General features: G+C 43.4%; 19 protein-coding genes. 18 read left to right on the top strand and 1 reads right to left on the bottom strand.

Annotated elements, in window-relative coordinates:
- Nucleotides 1–5: 5 nt before the first annotated feature.
- The gene (locus BUB52_RS09075; RefSeq protein WP_009120876.1) at nt 6–4,418 is read right to left on the bottom strand and encodes a translocation/assembly module TamB domain-containing protein; all 4,413 of its coding nucleotides are present in this window, start codon (nt 4,416–4,418) and stop codon (nt 6–8) included.
- 203 nt (nt 4,419–4,621) lie between these two features.
- On the opposite strand from BUB52_RS09075, the gene tsaD reads away from it, so the two are divergent.
- The 18 genes from tsaD to BUB52_RS08985 all read left to right on the top strand — a co-directional run bounded on the left by tsaD (nt 4,622) and on the right by BUB52_RS08985 (nt 20,303).
- Nucleotides 4,622–5,641, top strand: coding sequence for a tRNA (adenosine(37)-N6)-threonylcarbamoyltransferase complex transferase subunit TsaD (gene tsaD / locus BUB52_RS09070; RefSeq protein WP_009120877.1), 1,020 nt, complete (start codon nt 4,622–4,624; stop codon nt 5,639–5,641).
- 20 nt (nt 5,642–5,661) lie between these two features.
- The gene (locus BUB52_RS09065; RefSeq protein WP_009120878.1) at nt 5,662–6,129 is read left to right on the top strand and encodes a CinA family protein; all 468 of its coding nucleotides are present in this window, start codon (nt 5,662–5,664) and stop codon (nt 6,127–6,129) included.
- 121 nt (nt 6,130–6,250) lie between these two features.
- Complete coding sequence (gene rpmB, locus BUB52_RS09060) at nt 6,251–6,511, top strand: 50S ribosomal protein L28 (protein WP_004291052.1); 261 nt, start codon at nt 6,251–6,253, stop codon at nt 6,509–6,511.
- Nucleotides 6,512–6,532: 21 nt separating this feature from the next.
- Entirely contained in the window at nt 6,533–6,721 is a 189-nt protein-coding gene (rpmG, locus tag BUB52_RS09055) for a 50S ribosomal protein L33 (RefSeq protein WP_002560155.1), read from the top strand.
- Nucleotides 6,722–6,735: 14 nt separating this feature from the next.
- Nucleotides 6,736–6,894 carry a DUF4295 domain-containing protein gene (locus tag BUB52_RS09050; RefSeq protein WP_005654275.1) on the top strand — a complete coding sequence of 53 codons (159 nt, stop codon included), beginning with the start codon at nt 6,736–6,738 and terminating at the stop codon, nt 6,892–6,894.
- A 160-nt stretch (nt 6,895–7,054) separates the two neighbouring features.
- Nucleotides 7,055–8,014, top strand: a complete 960-nt coding sequence (ftsY, locus tag BUB52_RS09045) for a signal recognition particle-docking protein FtsY (RefSeq protein WP_009120879.1) — start codon at nt 7,055–7,057, stop codon at nt 8,012–8,014.
- Nucleotides 8,011–9,309 (top strand): 30S ribosomal protein S12 methylthiotransferase RimO, encoded by a 1,299-nt coding sequence (gene rimO, locus BUB52_RS09040; RefSeq protein ID WP_009120880.1) that lies wholly within the window; start codon nt 8,011–8,013, stop codon nt 9,307–9,309. The genes ftsY and rimO overlap by 4 nt, the downstream gene beginning before the upstream one ends.
- A gap of 80 nt (nt 9,310–9,389) precedes the next feature.
- On the top strand, nt 9,390–9,662 hold the full coding sequence (locus BUB52_RS09035; protein WP_022219080.1) for an HU family DNA-binding protein: 273 nt from the start codon (nt 9,390–9,392) through the stop codon (nt 9,660–9,662).
- Nucleotides 9,663–9,687: 25 nt separating this feature from the next.
- The gene (locus tag BUB52_RS09030; protein WP_009120882.1) at nt 9,688–10,926 is read left to right on the top strand and encodes an HU family DNA-binding protein; all 1,239 of its coding nucleotides are present in this window, start codon (nt 9,688–9,690) and stop codon (nt 10,924–10,926) included.
- Between the two features lie 191 nt (nt 10,927–11,117).
- The gene (locus BUB52_RS09025; protein WP_009120883.1) at nt 11,118–12,113 is read left to right on the top strand and encodes an AAA family ATPase; all 996 of its coding nucleotides are present in this window, start codon (nt 11,118–11,120) and stop codon (nt 12,111–12,113) included.
- A gap of 178 nt (nt 12,114–12,291) precedes the next feature.
- Nucleotides 12,292–13,161, top strand: coding sequence for a DUF58 domain-containing protein (locus BUB52_RS09020; RefSeq protein WP_022219081.1), 870 nt, complete (start codon nt 12,292–12,294; stop codon nt 13,159–13,161).
- 7 nt (nt 13,162–13,168) lie between these two features.
- On the top strand, nt 13,169–14,242 hold the full coding sequence (locus BUB52_RS09015) for an ETRAMP family protein (protein WP_009120885.1): 1,074 nt from the start codon (nt 13,169–13,171) through the stop codon (nt 14,240–14,242).
- A gap of 57 nt (nt 14,243–14,299) precedes the next feature.
- Nucleotides 14,300–15,283 (top strand): vWA domain-containing protein, encoded by a 984-nt coding sequence (locus tag BUB52_RS09010; RefSeq protein ID WP_009120886.1) that lies wholly within the window; start codon nt 14,300–14,302, stop codon nt 15,281–15,283.
- Between the two features lie 82 nt (nt 15,284–15,365).
- The gene (locus BUB52_RS09005) at nt 15,366–16,394 is read left to right on the top strand and encodes a VWA domain-containing protein (RefSeq protein WP_009120887.1); all 1,029 of its coding nucleotides are present in this window, start codon (nt 15,366–15,368) and stop codon (nt 16,392–16,394) included.
- A complete protein-coding gene (locus BUB52_RS09000; protein ID WP_009120888.1) occupies nt 16,391–17,098 on the top strand; it encodes a tetratricopeptide repeat protein in 708 nt (235 codons plus the stop codon). The genes BUB52_RS09005 and BUB52_RS09000 overlap by 4 nt, the downstream gene beginning before the upstream one ends.
- A gap of 21 nt (nt 17,099–17,119) precedes the next feature.
- Nucleotides 17,120–18,961 (top strand): BatD family protein, encoded by a 1,842-nt coding sequence (locus BUB52_RS08995; protein ID WP_009120889.1) that lies wholly within the window; start codon nt 17,120–17,122, stop codon nt 18,959–18,961.
- Between the two features lie 16 nt (nt 18,962–18,977).
- Nucleotides 18,978–19,820 (top strand): tetratricopeptide repeat protein, encoded by an 843-nt coding sequence (locus BUB52_RS08990; RefSeq protein ID WP_009120890.1) that lies wholly within the window; start codon nt 18,978–18,980, stop codon nt 19,818–19,820.
- A 201-nt stretch (nt 19,821–20,021) separates the two neighbouring features.
- On the top strand, nt 20,022–20,303 hold the full coding sequence (locus BUB52_RS08985; RefSeq protein ID WP_009120891.1) for a hypothetical protein: 282 nt from the start codon (nt 20,022–20,024) through the stop codon (nt 20,301–20,303).
- Nucleotides 20,304–20,346: the final 43 nt, after the last annotated feature.

Raw genomic sequence — 20,346 nt, 5'->3', positions numbered from 1 at the left:
ATATATCAGTCCTTGCGCTTCTCCTTCAATCTCTTTAGCTTCCACTTGTTCCAGAAGAGCAGCTCATTCCATTTATTGAAGTCTTTCTTGAAGACGATACCTATGCCCTGAGTGGTGAGGTTGGTCTTGGTGTAGTAGCGGTCGTTGGTTTCGTTATACGCTTTCAGGCGTATGTCACCGGAACGGTTTACGAGCCATTCGGCCTGAAAGTCACCTACGAAGTTCGTGTTTGCCATCGGGTTGTCGCGATAGCCGAAGTTACCGTTGATAAGCAGGCGGTTGTTCAGCAGTTGCCCGGAGAGCATTGTCTCGAATTCCATGTCGGTCCAGCCTTTTTCTCCGGTACTGAAGTTCGTGCCGAAGTTCCAGTTGTTGCTGTCTATAATCTGTGAAAGCGCATTGTTCAACTGTCCGGACAGGGTGGAAGACAGTACGCTCGACATCATGTTGGAGTTGCCGGTGGCATCCACATTCTCCGGGGTATAGAACTTGCCGATACCCAGCAGGTAGAGTATCTGCATATTCATCTGCTCGTCCGTAGGGATATAGTTACGCACCAATGCCTGCACTTCATCGCGCTCGTTGGGCAGTTCCAGGCTCATTTTGATGTCCGGCGAGGTGAGTTGTCCGGTCAGAGCCATAAGGCAGTTTACCTTGATGCTGGTTTGATTGACGTAGTTGCCGGCGTCGGGTACAAGGTCGTTCAGCGAAGCGGAGTTCACGAGGTAGCCGGCCTGGATGTCGAGGGTGGCATCGAGCGGCGGTCCGTTGAAGGTGATGGTACTTCCGTCTTTGATGATGAAGTCCTTGCGGATTACTTCCTGCAAACTGAATTTATACACTCCTTGACTGATGCGATAACTGCCGAACATCTTCACATCTCCCTTATTGTAGAATTCGGTACGGATGTTCCCCGTACCTTTTCCGCTGATGTAGTCGCCTGCAATGGGGTCCATGATAATTTTCATGGTAGCGTCCGGTGTGGCGTCTATCAAGAGATTCAGACGGATATCGGTATCGCTTTCCTTTTCCCGGACTTCTTTCTGGGCTTGCTCGAACTCGGATATAAGTACGATGGAATCTTGGAGTACGCGGCGGGGCGTCTTGTCTACGAAGCGTATAAACTGGTTGCTGACTGCCGAGGCGACACCCTCTTTCATATAGGTGAAGTTGGTGTTGCGGTTGGTGGTCATTGCCACGTCGATGTTTACTCCCTCGGCTGCATTACCGGCAATGGTGGCGTTACCCGTACCATATACCGTGCCGTAGAAAGGAAAATCGGGAGACTCTTTGGTGTTCATTACCAGCATATTGTTGACATCGAATTGGAAACGGTATTCCAGATTCTTGAAATGTCGGTAATGCAGGTAGCCGTTGGCTCTTCCCTGATGTCCTTGCGTGTCGAAGATGCGGTTGTTGCGGAAAGTAAGCCCGCCCGGCTCGATAAGTATGCTGTCTTTCAGTGAGAAAGTGGTGTTGAGCACATCTACCTTTAGGGAAGCGTCGCCAAACACACGCCCTTCCATTGTCAGCGCTTTGAATTTGCCGTAGAAATGTACGTGGCCGCTGGCGCGTCCGTTGAATTCGGGCGTGATGCTTTGCATATAGTGGTGGATGAACTTCAGGTTGGTACTGTCAGCCTCGATTTGCAAATCGAGCGAGCTGGTGGGCTTTATGGGGTAAATGTAGCCGTACACATGGCTCTTGGCGATGTCTTTCTCGCGTATGCGGGCATCCAGATAGATGCCTTTTACGTCGTGATGCCATTCTCCGTGTATGTTGGCATCGCCTAAAAGTCCTTCGTTCAAGCCGAGGTTGCGGATGAACAGGTCAGTACTCATTACGGGGGTTTTAAGTACGCCGCTGGCGTATGCAGGGCCGGTGGCTTCACCTTTGAAGTTGACGCCCAGGTCGGCTATGTCGAATACATAGCCTATGTTTATCTCTTTCAGGTTCAGGCGTACGGTGTCCTGCGGCTGTTCGGATACGGTTCCGTTGATACGTAAATGACGCTCTTTATGACTGAAATAGAAATTGTTGACATGTATCTTGCCCGAGTCCACAACGATTTGTGACGGGTGTATCTTCCAGATAGTGTCGTTGAGGATTACGTTCGTTTCCTGCACATTGACAATCGTCTTCAGGGCGGGAATGTCTTTCTTGCCTTTGCGGACGGGTTTATGCTGTTTATCGTTATCCGTTTCTTGCGATGATTGGCGGATGAATTGCGTTACGGCTGCCAGCTTGCCGCTGTATGTTACGGCGCTGCTGTTTCCCCAGTTGAAGATGGCTTGTATCTGGTCGTCTTTGGCCTTGGCTTCCAAAGCGACATTCACCGCGCCGGTTGCTTTCCGGTTGGTAAAGCGGACTTTTGCCTGGAACTGTTCGCCCGGATTTTCGCAGAGAATCACTCCCGATTCAAAGAACTTTTCTCCGTAGCTCAGTCGCGGGAAGTAACCTTCCACGCGCAGGCGTTGCGCTTTGTCGTTGAAGTAGCCTTTCAGCGTGGAGTGGGTATATACTTTCAGCGGTATCTGGAATACGGTGGACAGTATCTCCGTATTGTAGACGTGCAGGTCGAAATAGAAGTTGTTTTCGGTTTCCCGGGGTTTCTTGTCCGGCAATATCAAGGCGGGGATGTAACGCCGCATGATGTTGAGTACGCTGGTAGGCAGGGTCTGATAGGAGTAGTCCCCTTCGATAGTGCCTCGCAGGAAGTTGGAATTGATAGTCAGCCGTTTCTGACGCTCGTCATTCTGAGTGGCGGCAATCCGCAGGTTGTCCATGAAGAAGCTCTGGTCGGGAGCGGTGTATTGCAGGCTGTCAATGTTGATTTCACCGTTCATGTCGTTAATGGAACTTCCGGTGAAGTCGGCTTTTATCTTTACGGATATTTCCGTGTCCTTGTATTTGGGAGTAAGATGAAGGGTGTTCGGACGGAAATGGTCGACATCGGCGCGGAAGTTGAATGTCGGGATTTTGCCGGCTGTGTTGATGGAGCCGTTCAGTTGTATGGCGCCGTTCTCGTCGTCGAATGACACGTTTCCGTTGAAGCCGCCTTGTTTGTATTCACCGTCCAAAGTGATGTTTTCGTAGGTGTAGTCGCTGTAATCTATGGACGCAACAAGCCCTTTCATCGTAACGGACGGGTATCTCTTGGCGTAATGGCTGCCTTTGACATCCATGTTGAAAGTAACTTTCCCGAATTTGTCGTTAGCCAACAGTTTGCCCAGCTCGAATTCCGCGGTCTTTACCGCGCCGGAATAGGAGAAATATCCCTTTTCCTTATCGGAACTGAACTTGACGTCTGTCTTTACAGTACCTATGTCCGTACGCACTTCACCGTAGGTAACCAAATCCGTGAAGTACCCGGATATTTCTCCCCGGAAGGATATCGTACCCAAATGCTGTAAGGCCGGCGGAACTCCCTTATAGTCTTTGCTCAGGTTGCGGACGAAGAATGCGATGCCGTCCGGATCGGCGTATAAATTGGACAGATTGCCGAATATATAAGCGTCTTGAGGATGTGAGAGGTCTTGCAGGGATACATCGCCTTTCAGCAGGAAATGGTTGTCGGCGGAGATTAGCAACTTTGGGCAATTGAGCTGGTTGACCGTTCCGTCGGCTTCCGTTTCCAGTCGTAGTTTTTCTTTGAAAGGTTTGAAAGCGGGTACAAAAGCCGATAAGTCCTGCAACACGACTTCCGAAGGCAGCATACGGAATGAGAAGCGGACGTCATCGGCGAAATTGCCGAGAGAACCCAGACTGTCATACTCCATACGGATAGTATCCATTGCCAGGGAAGTGTTGGGTAAATCAATGGCAAAGTTCTCTATCCGCATGTTTTGGTTGTTGGCTACTATCTTAAGGCTCAGCTTCTTCAATTCAAAGCCGGAGTGTTCCTCTTCAACACTCATCCGCTTGATGGCGGCATTGATAGAGTCGCTTTGAAGCGCTTTCAGTGAGATGTTGGCAAGGATATTGGACAGACGGATGTGCTGCGGATTAAACTTTCCCGGAGTTTTTCCGGCAGAGAGGACATCATAGGATATTCTTCCGCGACGTATCAGCAGTGAGTTGATGCGAAGGTCCAGATTGCTCTTTTTCTTAACGGTGTCTTTGGAAGCGAAAGCGTCGAGTATAAACTGGAAATTGGTTTCAGCCTGTGGCGTAGGTCTTTCCAGATTGGCGTTGAAACTGAACAGTTGCACGTTTCCGATGGATATTTTTCCGTTGAACAGGGGGAGTATCTCGAACTTGGCCGACAGACGGCCTATTTTCAGCAACTCTTTCCCCGATTGGTCGTTCAGTATTAAGTCATCAATGATGATTCGGTTCAGCAGGCCTATGTTTATCTGCCCTACAGTAAGCCGGCTGCCCAGTACGGAACTCAGTTCCTGGGCTACGAGTACGGACATCCGGTGCTGGACATAAGGAATGTTCAGCAATAAAATTATCCCGATATAGAGTCCCAATACTATACCGATTACCCAGCGTACTGTCGTTTTCAGCGTTCTGATAGGCGATTAATTTTTTGTTCAGCCAACAAAAATATGAAATAATACGTTATGGATACTACTTTTATCACTACTTTTGCAGCGTTTAAACGTAAATAAACACTATGAGTACAATAATCTTAGGAATAGAATCTTCATGCGATGACACTTCTGCAGCAGTCATCAAGGACGGCTACCTGCTATCGAATGTCGTGGCCAGCCAGGCAGTTCATGAGGCTTATGGCGGGGTAGTGCCCGAATTGGCTTCACGTGCGCATCAACAGAATATAGTGCCGGTGGTGCACGAGGCGTTGAAGCGTGCCGGAGTTACCAAAGAGGAACTGAGCGCTGTGGCGTTTACGCGCGGTCCGGGATTGATGGGTTCTTTGTTGGTAGGCGTGTCGTTTGCCAAAGGGTTCGCCCGTTCTTTGGGTATTCCCATGGTGGATGTTAATCATCTGACAGGACATGTGTTAGCTCATTTCATTAAAGCGGAAGGTGAAGATAATGTGCAGCCTGAGTTTCCTTTCCTTTGCTTGCTGGTCTCCGGTGGAAATTCCCAGATTATTTTGGTGAAAGCTTACAATGACATGGAAATCTTGGGGCAGACAATCGATGATGCCGCAGGTGAAGCCATTGATAAATGTTCCAAGGTAATGGGTTTGGGCTATCCCGGCGGACCGATTATCGACAAGCTTGCGCGCCAGGGCAATCCTAAAGCGTTTACTTTCAGCAAACCTCATATTCCGGGGCTGGATTACAGTTTCAGCGGACTGAAAACCTCATTCCTGTATTCGTTGCGGGACTGGATGAAAGATGATCCCGATTTCATCGAACATCACAAGACGGACCTGGCCGCTTCGCTGGAAGCTACTGTCATCGATATATTAATGGATAAATTGCGTAAAGCCGCAAAGCAATACAACATAAAGGAGGTGGCCGTTGCAGGCGGTGTATCGGCCAATAACGGCTTACGTAACTCTTTCCGCGAACATGCCGAAAAGTATGGTTGGAATATATTCATTCCTAAATTCAGCTATACAACGGATAATGCCGCAATGATTGCCATTACCGGATATTTTAAGTATTTGGATAAGGATTTCTGCCCGATAGAGGCTCCGGCTTATTCACGTGTCACTTTGTAAGGTTCTATATATAATAAGGTATGAAACCGGAAGAGGAGATAGGAGAATTGTTGAAAGCGAAGAATTTGTCCCTTTCCACCGCTGAAAGTTGTACCGGCGGCGGAATAGCAGCCTTGATAACTTCGGTTCCGGGGAGTTCGGAGTATTTTAATGGCGGCATTGTGGCGTATTCTAATGAAATAAAGAAGGATTTGCTTCATGTTTCCGCCGAAACTCTGGCTAAATACGGCGCGGTGAGCCGGGAAACCGTTATCGAAATGGTGAAAGGTGCGATGAAAACGCTGAAAACGGATTGTGCGGTTGCCACCTCTGGTATTGCAGGTCCCGGTGGCGGTACACCGGAAAAACCGGTAGGTACGGTGTGGATAGCCGCTGCATATAAAAATGACATCGTAACCATGAAGCAGGAAGGAGACCGCGGAAGAGCGGGAAATGTACAGTCGGCTATTCAAAATGCCCTGTCGATGCTCTGTGACAAGCTAAAATGAGGAAAAAATGTTCTCGCACAATGAATTATTTTAGGAAAAACTTGTTTTGTAACGATAAAAGTGCTTACTTTGCGCTCTGTTTGAAATAAGTATAGATAAAAACTATAAAATAAAGATAGAAATGTCGAAGATTTGTCAAATTACCGGAAAGAAAGCCATGATTGGCAACAATGTTTCACACTCAAAGAGAAGAACAAAAAGAACCTTTGATTTGAACTTGTTTAACAAGAAGTTCTATTATGTAGAACAGGACTGCTGGATCAGTCTGAGCATTTGCGCTAACGGCCTGCGCATTATTAATAAAAAAGGTTTGGATGCTGCTTTGAAGGATGCAGTAGCTAAAGGTTATTGTGATTGGAAAAGCATTAAAGTAATTGGCTAAAAGTAGAGGAGAATACTGATTATGGCAAAGAAAGCAAAAGGTAACAGAGTACAGGTGATTCTGGAATGCACGGAACACAAGGATAGCGGTATGCCGGGAACTTCTCGTTATATTACGACGAAGAACAGAAAGAATACTACCGAGAGATTGGAATTGAAGAAATACAATCCGATTCTGAAGAGAGTAACAGTACACAAAGAAATCAAATAATAATAGTATAACCCATGGCAAAGAAAACAGTAGCAAGTTTGCACGATGGTTCTAAAGAAGGTCGTGCTTATACGAAAGTTATCAAGATGGTTAAGTCTCCGAAAACCGGCGCTTACATCTTCGATGAGCAAATGGTTCCTAACGAAAAAGTACAAGACTTTTTCAAAAAATAAGATAAATGCAGTTGCTGTGAAGCACTGATTACTTATAAAGCTCCTCTCACCGAATCTATCGGTGGGGGGATTTTTTTTGTTATTAAATCGCTTCAACTTTTATTATTTGTTAGTTTTGTTATATCTTTGTAGCATAATGTATTGTACAAAAAGGTAGACTATGGGATTTTTTAGTTTTTTCTCAAAAGAAAAGAAGGAAACGTTAGATAAAGGATTATCTAAAACAAAGGAAAGTGTATTCGGCAAGATAGCTCGTGCTGTGGCTGGAAAGTCGAAAGTGGATGATGAAGTGCTGGATAATCTGGAAGAGGTGTTGATTACTTCGGATGTGGGTGTGGAAACTACGTTGAAGATAATTGAACGTATCGAGAAGCGTGCCGCAGATGAAAAATATATGAACGCGCAGGAACTGAATATGATTTTGCGCGATGAAATCGCTGCTTTGTTGACTGAGAATAACTCGGACGATGTAGATGATTTTGAAACTCCGATTACGAAGAAACCTTATGTTATTATGGTGGTCGGAGTGAATGGCGTAGGAAAGACTACAACCATAGGTAAATTGGCTTATCAATTTAAGAAAGCCGGTAAATCTGTTTATTTGGGTGCGGCCGATACTTTCCGTGCGGCAGCGGTAGAACAGTTGGTAATATGGGGCGAGCGTGTAGGCGTTCCTGTTATAAAGCAAAAAATGGGTGCCGACCCTGCTTCCGTGGCATTTGATACTTTAAGCTCTGCGGTAGCCAATAATGCCGATGTGGTGATTATTGATACGGCCGGACGTCTGCATAACAAAGTAGGCTTGATGAATGAGCTGACTAAGATTAAGAATGTAATGAAAAAAGTCGTACCTGATGCTCCCAATGAGGTATTGCTTGTTTTGGACGGCTCCACCGGACAAAATGCATTCGAGCAGGCCAAGCAGTTTACTTTGGCTACGGAAGTTACGGCAATGGCTGTAACCAAGTTGGATGGAACGGCTAAAGGCGGTGTTGTGATAGGTATTTCCGATCAGTTCAAAATTCCGGTAAAATATATCGGTCTGGGAGAAGGCATGGAAGATTTGCAGGTGTTCCGTAAAAAAGAGTTTGTCGATTCGTTGTTTGGGGGAAATGCATGAAACGGAAAACCATTGATATTATAACATTAGGTTGTTCTAAAAATTTGGTGGATTCGGAGCATTTGATGCGTCAATTGGAAGAAGCGGGTTTTCATGTGACGCATGATGCCGAACGTCCGAAAGGACAGATTGCGGTAATTAATACTTGCGGTTTCATCGGTGATGCAAAGGAAGAGTCCATTAATATGATTCTTGAATTTGCGCAGGCCAAGGAAGAAGGGAGTTTGGAGAAACTCTATGTCATGGGCTGCCTGTCGGAACGTTATCTGAAAGAACTGGCCATTGAAATTCCTCAGGTTGACAAGTTTTACGGCAAGTTCAACTGGAAAGAACTGTTGCAGGATTTAGGCAAGGCATATCATGATGAACTGCACATAGAGCGTACATTGACCACTCCCCGGCATTATGCATATCTGAAAATATCGGAAGGATGCGATCGCAAATGTTCGTATTGCGCTATTCCTATTATTACGGGGCGGCATATATCGCGTCCGATGGAAGAAATTCTGGATGAGGTGAAATATCTCGTAGCTCGTGGAGTGAAAGAGTTTCAGGTTATTGCGCAAGAGTTGACCTACTATGGCGTGGATTTGTATAAAAAGCAGATGTTGCCCGAATTAATCGAAAGAATCTCCGAAATACCGGGTGTGGAATGGATACGCCTGCACTATGCCTATCCGGCTCACTTTCCTATGGATTTGTTCCGGGTAATGCGCGAACGTCCTAATGTCTGTAAATATATGGATATCGCTTTGCAGCATATCAGTGATAATATGCTGGATAAAATGCGCCGCCATGTAACTAAGGAAGAAACTTATCGGCTGATAGAAAAATTCCGTGAAGAAGTTCCCGGTATTCATTTGCGTACAACCTTGATGGTAGGGCATCCCGGAGAAACGGAAGCGGACTTTGAGGAATTGAAAGAATTTGTCCGCAAGGTGCGTTTCGATAGAATGGGTGCGTTTGCGTATTCCGAAGAAGAGAGAACGTATGCTGCGGCCCATTATGAAGATGTCATTCCCCAAGAAGTGAAACAAGCTCGTTTGGATGAGTTGATGTCTATTCAGCAAGGTATTTCAGCAGAACTGAGCGCGGCAAAAGTAGGTAAGCGGATGGATGTGATAATCGACCGTCTGGAAGGTGATTATTATATCGGACGCACAGAATTTGATTCTCCCGAGGTGGATCCGGAAGTATTGATTGAGTGCGGAGACAAGGTTTTGGAGATTGGTAACTTTTACCGGGTGGAGATAATAAACTCCGATGATTTCGACCTTTTTGGCCGAGTTCTTTAAAGATTTTTTCTGAACTTCTTGTATATATGGGGAAGATTTGCTAATATAGCACCGTAGTTCACAATTTTAAAGCTTGGATTTTGAATAACAAAGAATTTACTTCTGAATTGTCACGACGATTGGGGTATACTTTAAAGGATACCTCGGAATTGGTTACATCTTTGTTGTCGGATATGACGCGGCAGTTGGAGGACGGGAATACGATTTCCGTACAAGGCTTTGGAACATTCGAAGTTAAAAAGAAAGCGGAACGCATATCTGTCAATCCTACAACGAAGCAACGTATGTTGGTTCCGCCGAAACTGGTGTTGACCTATAAGCCCAGTACGTTGTTAAAAGATAAGTTTAAGTAGTCTTTCTTTTAAAATCTCCCATATTATGAATGAAAAACTAAACATACAGGACTTGATTGACTTGCTGGCTGAAAAGCATGGCATGAGCAAGAAGAATGCTGATAGTTTTGTGAAGGAATTTTTCCAGTTGATAGAAGAAGCGCTGGAAAAAGACAAATATGTGAAGATAAAGGGATTGGGGGCTTTTAAGCTGATTGATGTGGAAAGCCGTGAGAGTGTCAATGTCAATACCGGAGAACGTTTTGAGATACAAGGACATACTAAAGTTTCGTTTACTCCGGAACCTGCTCTGAAAGATATTATCAATAAGCCGTTTTCGCATTTTGAAACGGTTGTGCTCAATGACGGCACTGTTTTGGAAGATACCCCTATAGATAGCGGCAATGAGGATGAGGAAGAAGCAGAGCAAAAGACAGAAGGGGGGATGTCGGGAGAAGCTGAAGGTTCTCAAGGTGTGAAAGACGCCGTAAACGTGCCCCCGGTAGAAGTTGTACGGGAAGCAATTGCGGATATTCCTGAAGCAATCGAAACTCCGAAAGAAACTGAAAATTTGGTGGAAACGAGTTCTTCGGAAGAAGCGAAAAGTTGCTCGGAGGAAATTACTGTAAGTCCGGAAGAAAAAGCTGTGGAAACCCTTTCTGCCACTTCGGAAGAGGAGGTCGGTGTTGAAGAAGCGAAAGCTGCGAAGACTGATGGACCGACGGAATCTTCTACAATGAAATACTTTATCGGCATTGTTGTTCTTGTTGTACTGTTGTGCGCGGGAACTGTCGTCTATTTGTATTATCCGGATCTGTTTGATAAATTATCAACCAAACCACCGGTAGAAGAAATTGTTGATGCCGAAGTCGATAAACAGACGGATGATGCCGCTTTAACAGATAGTATTGCCGATAAAGATACTGTAATTGTTGCAAAAGCGGATACGGTTTCGATGAAGCCTGCGGTGGAACCCGTAACCAAAAAACCGGATGTATCGGCTGTTGTCAAAGAATCTGCCGCAGTTGCCGCACCTGTATCACAACCTAAAAAACAACCCGGAATCACGTATGTTCCCGATTCCACCAATTATACTATCGTGGGAACGGAAACTACGTATACAATTAAGCCTGGAGAGACATTGACCAGAGTTGCCCTTCGTTTTTACGGTACTAAGGCGCTTTATCCATATATAGTAAAGCATAATCCGGGTGTTATTAAAAAACCGGATAATGTACCTGCGGGTACCACTATAAAGATACCGAAATTAGCGAAGAAGCAGTAAAAATATTACTGCTTCTTTTTTTGTTAAATACTAAACTCTATGAAAGTAGTTTAATCTAAAGGTTTCACATAGTTTTTTAATAAAAATTAGTTGCTATGGTTAATTTATTCCCGTACTTTTGGAAGCAAAATATAATTACCGGCGTTCAGTCGGGGTAAAATGAAAATTAAACATTAAAAATACATTGATTTATGGCTGAAACAATTGATATCCGCGAATTGAACGAGCGGATTGAAAGACAAAGTGCTTTCGTTACCAATCTTACTACGGGCATGGACCAGGTTATTGTAGGACAAAAGCACCTGGTAGAGTCGTTGTTAATCGGTTTATTGTCTGACGGACATGTATTGCTGGAAGGTGTGCCCGGTTTGGCAAAAACATTAGCAATCAAGACACTGGCTTCATTAATCGATGCGCAATATAGCCGCATTCAGTTTACGCCGGACTTGTTGCCGGCGGACGTTATCGGTACAATGGTTTACAGTCAGAAAGACGAGACTTTCCAAGTAAAGAAAGGTCCTGTGTTTGCTAATTTTGTCTTGGCAGATGAAATTAACCGTGCTCCGGCTAAAGTGCAGAGTGCTTTGCTGGAAGCCATGCAGGAGCGTCAGGTCACCATAGGTAAGGAAACTTTCAAGCTGCCCGAACCTTTCTTGGTACTTGCAACCCAGAATCCTATTGAACAAGAAGGTACATATCCATTGCCGGAAGCCCAGGTAGACCGTTTCATGCTGAAAGTTGTGATCGACTATCCTAAATTGGAAGAAGAAAAACTGATTATACGCCAGAATATAAACGGGGATAAGCTGAGTGTGAAGCCTATCTTGAAAGCTGACGAGATTATCGAGGCGCGTAAAGTGGTGCGTCAGGTATATCTGGATGAAAAGATTGAGAAATACATTGTCGATATTGTATTCGCAACCCGTTATCCGGAGAAGTACGATTTGAAGGAACTGAAGGATATGATCGGATTCGGCGGCTCACCCCGTGCGTCCATAAACCTGGCACTGGCTGCCCGCAGTTATGCTTTCATCAAACGTCGCGGTTATGTTATTCCGGAAGATGTACGTGCTGTGGCACATGATGTACTGCGTCACCGTATCGGCTTGACTTATGAGGCTGAAGCAAGTAATATGACTTCGGACGAAATCGTCAGCAAGATATTGAATAAGGTTGAAGTGCCCTAACACGTGGCAAATGCATCCGAAACTCCGGGAATCAGCCGGCATAACCCCTGAGGTTTACACTCGTAATCCCCGGTTTTTTGCCAGCAAACCTTAGGCTTATAGGACGTAAACTTAAGGGTATTCCTGTCGGGAGCAAATGCTAAGGTCTTTTGTTAATGGGATTATTTTAAATAAATCAATGGAAACAACAGAACTCTTAAAAAAAGTCCGTCAAATTGAAATAAAGACACGCGGATTATCCAATAATATCTTTGCAGGCCAGTATCATTCGGCTTTCAAAGGTAGAGGTATGGCTTTCTCCGAAGTGCGTGAATATCAGTTTGGCGACGATATACGCGACATAGACTGGAATGTAACGGCCCGTTTTCATAAACCTTTTGTGAAGGTGTTTGAAGAAGAACGTGAACTGACTGTAATGTTGCTGGTAGATGTTTCCGGTAGTTTGGAATTCGGTACGGTAAAGCAGATGAAGAAAGATATGGTGACGGAAATTGCTGCTACGTTGGCTTTTTCTGCCATTCAGAACAACGATAAGATTGGCGTTATCTTCTTTTCAGACCGGATAGAAAAGTTCATTCCACCCAAGAAAGGGCGTAAACATATACTATATATCATTCGTGAGTTGCTCGATTTCCATCCGGAAAGTCGCCGAACCAATATCCGTCTCGGTTTGGAGTATCTAACGAATGTCATGAAGCGTCGTTGTACTGCTTTTGTTTTATCAGACTTTATCGACCAGGAGAGTTTTAAAAATGCCATGACTATCGCCAATCGTAAGCATGATGTCGTGGCTATCCAAGTATATGACCGTCGTGTGGAAGAATTGCCGGCCGTAGGTCTGATGAAAATAAAAGATGCGGAAACAGGACATGAGCAGTGGATTGACACTTCTTCGCGCGCTGTACGGCGTGCTCACCATGATTGGTGGGTAAACAAACAGGTGGAGCTGAACGATACGTTTACCAAAAGCAATGTAGACAATGTGTCGGTACGTACGGATCAGGACTATGTTAAGGCATTGATGAATTTATTTGCGAAAAGAAATTAATCGGAAAATGAAAAGATATTTATTTCTGATAACATTGTTGGCAGCATTGACGGGTAGGACAGTAGCCCAGTCGGTGACGGTGGATGCTACAATTGATTCCTTGCAAATCCTTATTGGAGAGCAGGCTAAAATTAAACTCCAAGTATCATTGGACACCGATAAGCGTGCTATTTTTCCCGTTTATACCGATACTTTGGTGCGTGGAGTGGAGATTATCGATATAGCCAAGCCGGATACGCAAATGCTGAATGACGGCAGGCGCTCGCTGATTACCCAGGAGTATACTGTTACTTCCTTTGACTCGGCACTCTACTATTTGCCGCCAATGGAAGTGCTTGTCGATAATAAGGCATACCGTTCCAAGGCTTTGGCGTTAAAGGTGTATTCCATGCCGGTGGATACATTGCATCCCGATCAGTTCTTCGGCCCGAAACCGGTAATGAAAGCGCCTTTTGCGTGGGAAGACTGGTATATGGCTATCGCTTGTGCCGTACTGTTCGCTCCGTTTCTGTTATTGCTTATCTACCTCGTGAAACGTATCCGTGATAACAAACCGATTATACGTAAGGTGAAAGTCGAGCCCAAATTACCGCCACATCAATTGGCAATGCAGGAGATAGAACGCATCAAGAGTGAGAAGGTATGGCAGAAGGGGCAGTCGAAGGAATATTATACGGAATTGACAGATGCTATTCGTACTTATATAAAAGATCGTTTCGGCTTCAATGCATTGGAGATGACTTCTTCCGAAATCATTGATAAGTTATTGGAAATGAATGATAAGGATGCGATATCCGATTTGCGTACTCTATTCCAGACCGCGGATTTAGTGAAGTTTGCCAAGCATAACCCGCTGATGAATGAGAATGACGCTAATTTGATTAATGCGATTGACTTCATCAACGATACGAAAGAGAAAGAAGATGAAAATGCTAAACCGCAACCTACTGAGATTACTGTTATTGAAAAACGTTCTTTGCGTACCAAGATATTGCTTGGCGCAGGAATTGTTGCTTTAGCGGCGGCTCTTGTCGGTTCTCTGGTATATATAGGTTTGGAGTTGTACAACTATTTTGCCTGATGCAAAAGTGGAAGTGCGCTTTAATCATAAATCGTAATTTGTAAAATTGTAAATATCATGGTTTTTGCCAATATTGAATATTTATTTTTGCTACTGTTGCTTATACCTTATATAGTATGGTATATCATGAAGAGGAAGAATAGTGAGGCTACACTTCAGATTTCGGACGCTCGTGTTTATGCACATACCCCTAAGAGCTATAAGAACTATTTGCTGCATGCGCCGTTTGCATTGCGGATAATTGCTTTAGCGCTGATTATTATTGTTTTATCCCGTCCGCAAACTACCGATAGCTGGCAGAATAGCGAAATAGAGGGTATTGATATAATGCTTGCTATCGATGTTTCTACCAGTATGTTGGCCGAGGATTTGAAACCTAACCGCTTGGAAGCGGCCAAGGATGTGGCGGCCGAGTTCATCAATGGCCGTCCGAATGATAATGTCGGTATCACGCTGTTTGCCGGAGAGAGTTTTACGCAGTGTCCGCTGACGGTAGACCATGCCGTTCTGCTGAATTTGATAAAAGACGTAAAGTGTGGTCTTATCGAGGATGGTACGGCAGTGGGAATGGGTATTGCCAATGCGGTTACCCGACTGAAAGACAGTAAAGCCAAATCTAAAGTAATCATTCTATTGACAGACGGTACGAATAACAGAGGAGAGATATCTCCGTTGACGGCCGCCGAGATAGCAAAAAGTTTTGGTATCCGTGTTTATACTATCGGTGTAGGAACCAACGGTATGGCTCCATATCCTTATCCGGTAGGCGGAACCGTGCAATATGTCAATATGCCGGTTGAGATTGATGAAAAGACTCTGACACAAATTGCCGGGACAACGGATGGCAATTATTTTCGTGCTACGAGCAATTCGAAGCTGAAAGAGGTATATGAGGAAATAGACAAGCTGGAGAAAACGAAACTGAATGTAAAAGAATATAGTAAACGTCAGGAAGAATATCGTTGGTTTGCGCTGGCGGCTTTCTTGTGTGTGCTGTTGGAAGTTTTGTTGCGTAACTCTATATTGAAGAAGATACCGTAATAATTGCAGACTTTTCCTCTGATATATTTTGTATCGTACGCAAATTTAGTAAATAGTAAATCGTAAATTAGTAAATAAGAAGATGTTTCGATTTGAAGAACCTGCATATTTGTACTTGTTGCTGTTGTTGCCCTTGTTGGCAGCCTTCTACTTATATTCCAATTATCGGCGGCGAAAGAATATCCGTAAATTCGGTGATCCGGTACTGATGGCACAGTTGATGCCGGATGTATCCAAATACCGTCCGGATGTAAAATTTTGGATGGTGTTTGCTGCTATCGGACTGTTTGCCGTACTGTTGGCTCGTCCCCAGTTCGGTTCTAAACTGGAAACAGTGAAGCGTCAGGGAGTGGAAGTGATGATTGCATTGGATATTTCCAATTCGATGTTAGCGCAAGATGTGCAGCCCAGCCGGTTGCAGAAGGCGAAGAGACTGGTGGCACAGTTGGTGGATAAAATGGAAAATGATAAGGTAGGTATGATTGTATTTGCAGGTGATGCATTTACGCAACTTCCTATCACAAGTGATTATATATCAGCCAAGATGTTTTTGGAATCCATTGATCCGTCATTGATTTCTAAACAAGGTACGGCAATTGGGGCAGCCATTAATTTAGCCTCCCGCAGTTTTACGCCTCAAGAAGGTGTAGGGCGTGCGGTGATTGTCATAACTGATGGTGAAAACCATGAAGGTGGTGCGGTAGAAGCTGCCAAAGCTGCTGCCGAGAAAGGTATTCAGGTGAATGTACTTGGTGTGGGTATGCCCGAAGGAGCACCTATTCCGGCGGAAGGAACCAATGATTATCGTCGTGACCGTGACGGGAATGTGATTGTAACCCGCCTGAACGAACAGATGTGTCAGGAGATAGCGAAGGCCGGTAATGGTATTTATGTGCGTGTAGACAACACAAACGGCGCTCAAAAGGCGATTAGTCAGGAAGTCAATAAAATGGCGAAGGCTGATGTGGAAACACAGGTATATACAGAATTCAATGAGCAATTCCAGGCTGTGGCATGGATTATTTTATTGTTATTATTGGCTGAAATGCTGATATTGGAACGTAAAAACCCTTTGTTCCGTAATATTCATTTATTTTCCAATAAGAAATGATGCGTATGTTACAGAAGAGATATATAGGATTGGTTTTACTGCTGTTGATGGCAGTTACGGCTTCGGCTCAAAAAGCCGAACGTGATTTTATTCGTAAAGGAAACCGCTTTTTCAAAGACAGCGTGTATGTCAATGCTGAAGTGAATTACCGTAAGGCATTGGAAGTGAACCCTCAGTCTACAGTTTCTATGTTTAATCTTGGAAATACACTGGCGCAGCAGAATAAGTTGCAAGAGGCTATGGAACAATATGTTGCTGCCACGAAAATGGAAAAGAACAAGGATGGATTGGCTCAGATGTATCATAATATGGGAGTGATTTTTCAGTCGCAAAAGGATTATGCAAAGGCGGTAGAAGCATACAAACAGTCATTGCGTAATAATCCGAAGGATGATGAAACACGTTATAATTTAGTTTTGGCTCAGAAGATGTTGAAAGACCAGCAGCAGAACCAGCAAAATCAAGATCAAAATCAACAGCAGCAGAAGCAAGATCAACAAGAGGATAAGCAAGAGCAGAATAAAGACCAGCAACAGAATAAAGATCAGCAACAACCACCTCAGCCGCAGAAAAAGGACAATGAGATGTCTAAAGAAAATGCCGAACAACTTTTGAATTCTGTGATGCAGGATGAAAAAGACGTACAGGATAAGGTTAAAAAACAGCAAGTTATCCAAGGTGGTCGTTTAGAAAAGGATTGGTAATAAATATAATAAGAAATATATATGAGAAAAATAGTTTTCTTATGGATGGCACTGATGATAGTCAGTATACATGCTTTTGCCGATGGTAAGGTATCGTTTACTGCGTCTGCCCCTGATGCTGTGGCGGTAGGTGATCAGTTCAGGCTATCATATACAGTGACTACACAGAAAGTGAGGGACTTCCGGACTCCTTCCATAAAAGGATTTGATGTGCTTATGGGGCCGAGTCGTTCCCAACAAAAAAGTGTACAGATTATTAATGGGGAAACAACCTCTACCAGCAGTATTACATTTACATACATTTTAATGGCTACTGCAGAGGGGAGTTTTACTATTCCAGGGGCCACTATAACGGCTGAAGGTAACCAAATGGTTTCCAATTCTGTACACATAAATGTACTTCCTGCCGACCAAGCGGGCGGGGGAGCTTCCGGAAATGGTGGAAGACAAAGCGGTTCGACAAGCCGTGCTTCATCAGGAACGTCAGTTTCAAATAGTGATTTGTTTATTACTGCTACGGCCAGTAAGACAAATTTATATGAGCAAGAGGCGTTCTTGTTGACGTATAAGATATATACTTTAGTGGATTTGCGTGGTTTTGATAATGTGAAACTTCCTGATTTTAAGGGGTTTCATTCGCAAGAAGTAGAACTGCCTAATGACCGCAAGTGGAGCCTTGAACATTATAAAGGAAGAAACTATCAAACAACTGTATATCGCCAATTTGTACTATTTCCGCAACAATCGGGAAAGATAACCATCGATGCGGCGCGCTTTGACGCATCGATAGCTAAAGCTACTCATGTAGACGATCCTTTTGAGGCATTTTTCAATGGTGGTAATAATTATGTGGAAGTAAAGAAAACGTTAGTGACTCCTCAATTGACAGTTGACGTGAAAGCTTTACCGGAAGGTAAGCCCGCAGGGTTCTCTGGCGGAGTGGGAGAGTTCAGTATTTCTTCTTCTATAAATAGCACGAATGTTAAAACAAATGATGCTGTTACAGTGAAGCTTGTTATTTCCGGTACAGGTAATTTGAAATTAATTTCTACTCCGGAAGTAAAATTCCCTGAAGACTTTGAAGTATATGATCCGAAAGTTGATAATAAGTTCCGTTTGACAAATGCCGGGCTTTCAGGTAGCCAGGTAATTGAGTATCTTGCTATTCCCCGTAATGCGGGAACGTATAAGATTCCGGCTGTGAAGTTCAGTTATTTTGATATTAAATCTCGGGAATATAAGACTTTAACAACCGAGGAATATGAGCTTCATGTTGAAAAAGGTAGCGGTAATGCCGCTCAAACTATTGCCAACTTCACTAATAAGGAAGATTTAAAGGTTCTGAATGAGGATATACGTTATATTAAGCAGAATAACGTAACGCTTTCTCAGAAGGGTGACTTTTTCTTTGGCTCTTTGCTTTGCTGGTTATTCTATATTGTGCCTGGTATTGCATTTATCCTATTCTTTGTTATTTATCGTAAACAAATTGCTGCCAATGCCAATGTTGCTAAAATGCGTACGAAGAAAGCAAATAAAGTAGCTGTAAAACGTATGAAGCTGGCTGGTAAATTATTGGTTGATAATAAGAAAGATGCCTTTTATGATGAGGTTTTGAAGGCATTGTGGGGGTATATTAGTGATAAGTTGAGTATTCCGGTTTCACGTTTGTCTAAAGATAATATTGAAGGGGAACTTCGCAAATATGGTGTGGATGAAGTATTGATAAAAGATTTCCTTGCTGCATTGAATAATTGTGAGTTTGCCCGTTTCGCTCCCGGAGATGATAATCAGGCCATGGATAAGGTTTATTCGGACTCTTTGGAAGTTATCAGTAAAATGGAAAACTCTATAAAACATTAATTGGGAGGACACAATAATGAAGAAAATAATATCCTTAACCTTGAGTTTTTTAATGGTGTTAGTTGTCTGGGGACAAGATGTAGCCACAGAAGATACTTTGGCTGTTGCTAAAGACTCTGTTTCCATAGGCTCACATACAGAATTCGCTGCGACTAAACTGTCAGATGATAATGTAACAAAAGCACAAGGTGATAGTGCATATATGCGAAATGATTATGCTTCTGCTATTCAAATTTACGAGAGTCTGTTGACAAAAGGGGAAGCGGCCGAAATCTATTATAATTTAGGTAATAGCTATTATAAAACTGATGATATAGCCAAAGCTATTTTGAATTATGAACGCGCTTTGTTGTTGCAACCGGGAAATGCTGATGTGCGTGCGAATTTGGAGATTGCACGTTCTAAAACGATAGATAAGGTCGTTTCAGTACCTGATATCTTTTTTGTTACTTGGACTAAATCTTTGATAAATTGCTTAAGTGTAGATGCTTGGGCTAAATTAGGCGTCGCATTTTTTATTCTTCTGCTTGTATCCTTTTCTCTTTTCTTCTTTTCCAAACAGATCGTATGGAAGAAAAGTGGATTTATTGCGGGAATTGTATTCTTAATATTTGTTGTATTAAGTAATGTTTTCGCTTCAGAACAAAAAACAGAGTTGATGAATAGAAATAATGCCATAATCTTGTCTCCAAGTGTCACAGTACGTAGTACTCCTAGTGAGAGTGGTACTAGTTTGTTTGTTCTGCATGAGGGACATAAAATTGAAATTAAGGATAATTCTATGCGTGAGTGGAAAGAAATTCGTTTAGAAGATGGTAAAGTGGGATGGGTTCCTGCTTCTGCAATAGAAGTGATTTAGGATAAGCTTATAGCTGAATATAAAGCCCGTATGATATGTAAAAGAAAACAGGTTTCTTTTACTTCATGCGGGTTCTTTTTATATTTATGGAAATGTTAAACATATAATGGAAAAATACAAGTAAATAGTTTGTTTTATCTTTTTTTTTCCTTAAGTTTATAGCGTGATAAAGAAATATCCAAAGTATTAACCATTAAATTTATGAATATGAGAACAATAACATTTAATGAACTCCGTAAGATCAAAGACTCATTACCTAGCGGTAGTATGCATAGAATAGCCGATGAACTCGGACTTAACGTTGACACTGTAAGAAATTTTTTTGGTGGTCATAACTTTAAGGAAGGTAAAAGCGTTGGGATTCATTTGGAACCCGGTCCGGATGGCGGTTTAGTAATGATTGATGATACTACCGTTCTTGACCGGGCTTTAAAAATTTTAGACGAAATGACAGGTGAAACTGCTGAACCCGTTCAGGCTTAAGAAGAGAAAGTAAAAAAGGATCCCAATTGCTGAGAAACAATTG

The sequence above is a fragment of the Bacteroides clarus YIT 12056 genome (genome assembly GCF_900129655.1).
GTDB lineage: Bacteria > Bacteroidota > Bacteroidia > Bacteroidales > Bacteroidaceae > Bacteroides > Bacteroides clarus.
Note: the sequence above shows the minus strand (reverse complement) of the source record. Positions and strands in the feature narration are given on the sequence as shown.

Coding starts and splice junctions, on each gene's coding strand:
- BUB52_RS09075 (WP_009120876.1), bottom strand. CDS start 4,418: ATGTCCGTACTCGTAGCCCAGGAACTGAGTTCCGTACTGGGCAGCCGG.
- tsaD (WP_009120877.1), top strand. CDS start 4,622: ATGAGTACAATAATCTTAGGAATAGAATCTTCATGCGATGACACTTCT.
- BUB52_RS09065 (WP_009120878.1), top strand. CDS start 5,662: ATGAAACCGGAAGAGGAGATAGGAGAATTGTTGAAAGCGAAGAATTTG.
- rpmB (WP_004291052.1), top strand. CDS start 6,251: ATGTCGAAGATTTGTCAAATTACCGGAAAGAAAGCCATGATTGGCAAC.
- rpmG (WP_002560155.1), top strand. CDS start 6,533: ATGGCAAAGAAAGCAAAAGGTAACAGAGTACAGGTGATTCTGGAATGC.
- BUB52_RS09050 (WP_005654275.1), top strand. CDS start 6,736: ATGGCAAAGAAAACAGTAGCAAGTTTGCACGATGGTTCTAAAGAAGGT.
- ftsY (WP_009120879.1), top strand. CDS start 7,055: ATGGGATTTTTTAGTTTTTTCTCAAAAGAAAAGAAGGAAACGTTAGAT.
- rimO (WP_009120880.1), top strand. CDS start 8,011: ATGAAACGGAAAACCATTGATATTATAACATTAGGTTGTTCTAAAAAT.
- BUB52_RS09030 (WP_009120882.1), top strand. CDS start 9,688: ATGAATGAAAAACTAAACATACAGGACTTGATTGACTTGCTGGCTGAA.
- BUB52_RS09025 (WP_009120883.1), top strand. CDS start 11,118: ATGGCTGAAACAATTGATATCCGCGAATTGAACGAGCGGATTGAAAGA.
- BUB52_RS09020 (WP_022219081.1), top strand. CDS start 12,292: ATGGAAACAACAGAACTCTTAAAAAAAGTCCGTCAAATTGAAATAAAG.
- BUB52_RS09015 (WP_009120885.1), top strand. CDS start 13,169: ATGAAAAGATATTTATTTCTGATAACATTGTTGGCAGCATTGACGGGT.
- BUB52_RS09010 (WP_009120886.1), top strand. CDS start 14,300: ATGGTTTTTGCCAATATTGAATATTTATTTTTGCTACTGTTGCTTATA.
- BUB52_RS09005 (WP_009120887.1), top strand. CDS start 15,366: ATGTTTCGATTTGAAGAACCTGCATATTTGTACTTGTTGCTGTTGTTG.
- BUB52_RS09000 (WP_009120888.1), top strand. CDS start 16,391: ATGATGCGTATGTTACAGAAGAGATATATAGGATTGGTTTTACTGCTG.
- BUB52_RS08995 (WP_009120889.1), top strand. CDS start 17,120: ATGAGAAAAATAGTTTTCTTATGGATGGCACTGATGATAGTCAGTATA.
- BUB52_RS08990 (WP_009120890.1), top strand. CDS start 18,978: ATGAAGAAAATAATATCCTTAACCTTGAGTTTTTTAATGGTGTTAGTT.
- BUB52_RS08985 (WP_009120891.1), top strand. CDS start 20,022: ATGAATATGAGAACAATAACATTTAATGAACTCCGTAAGATCAAAGAC.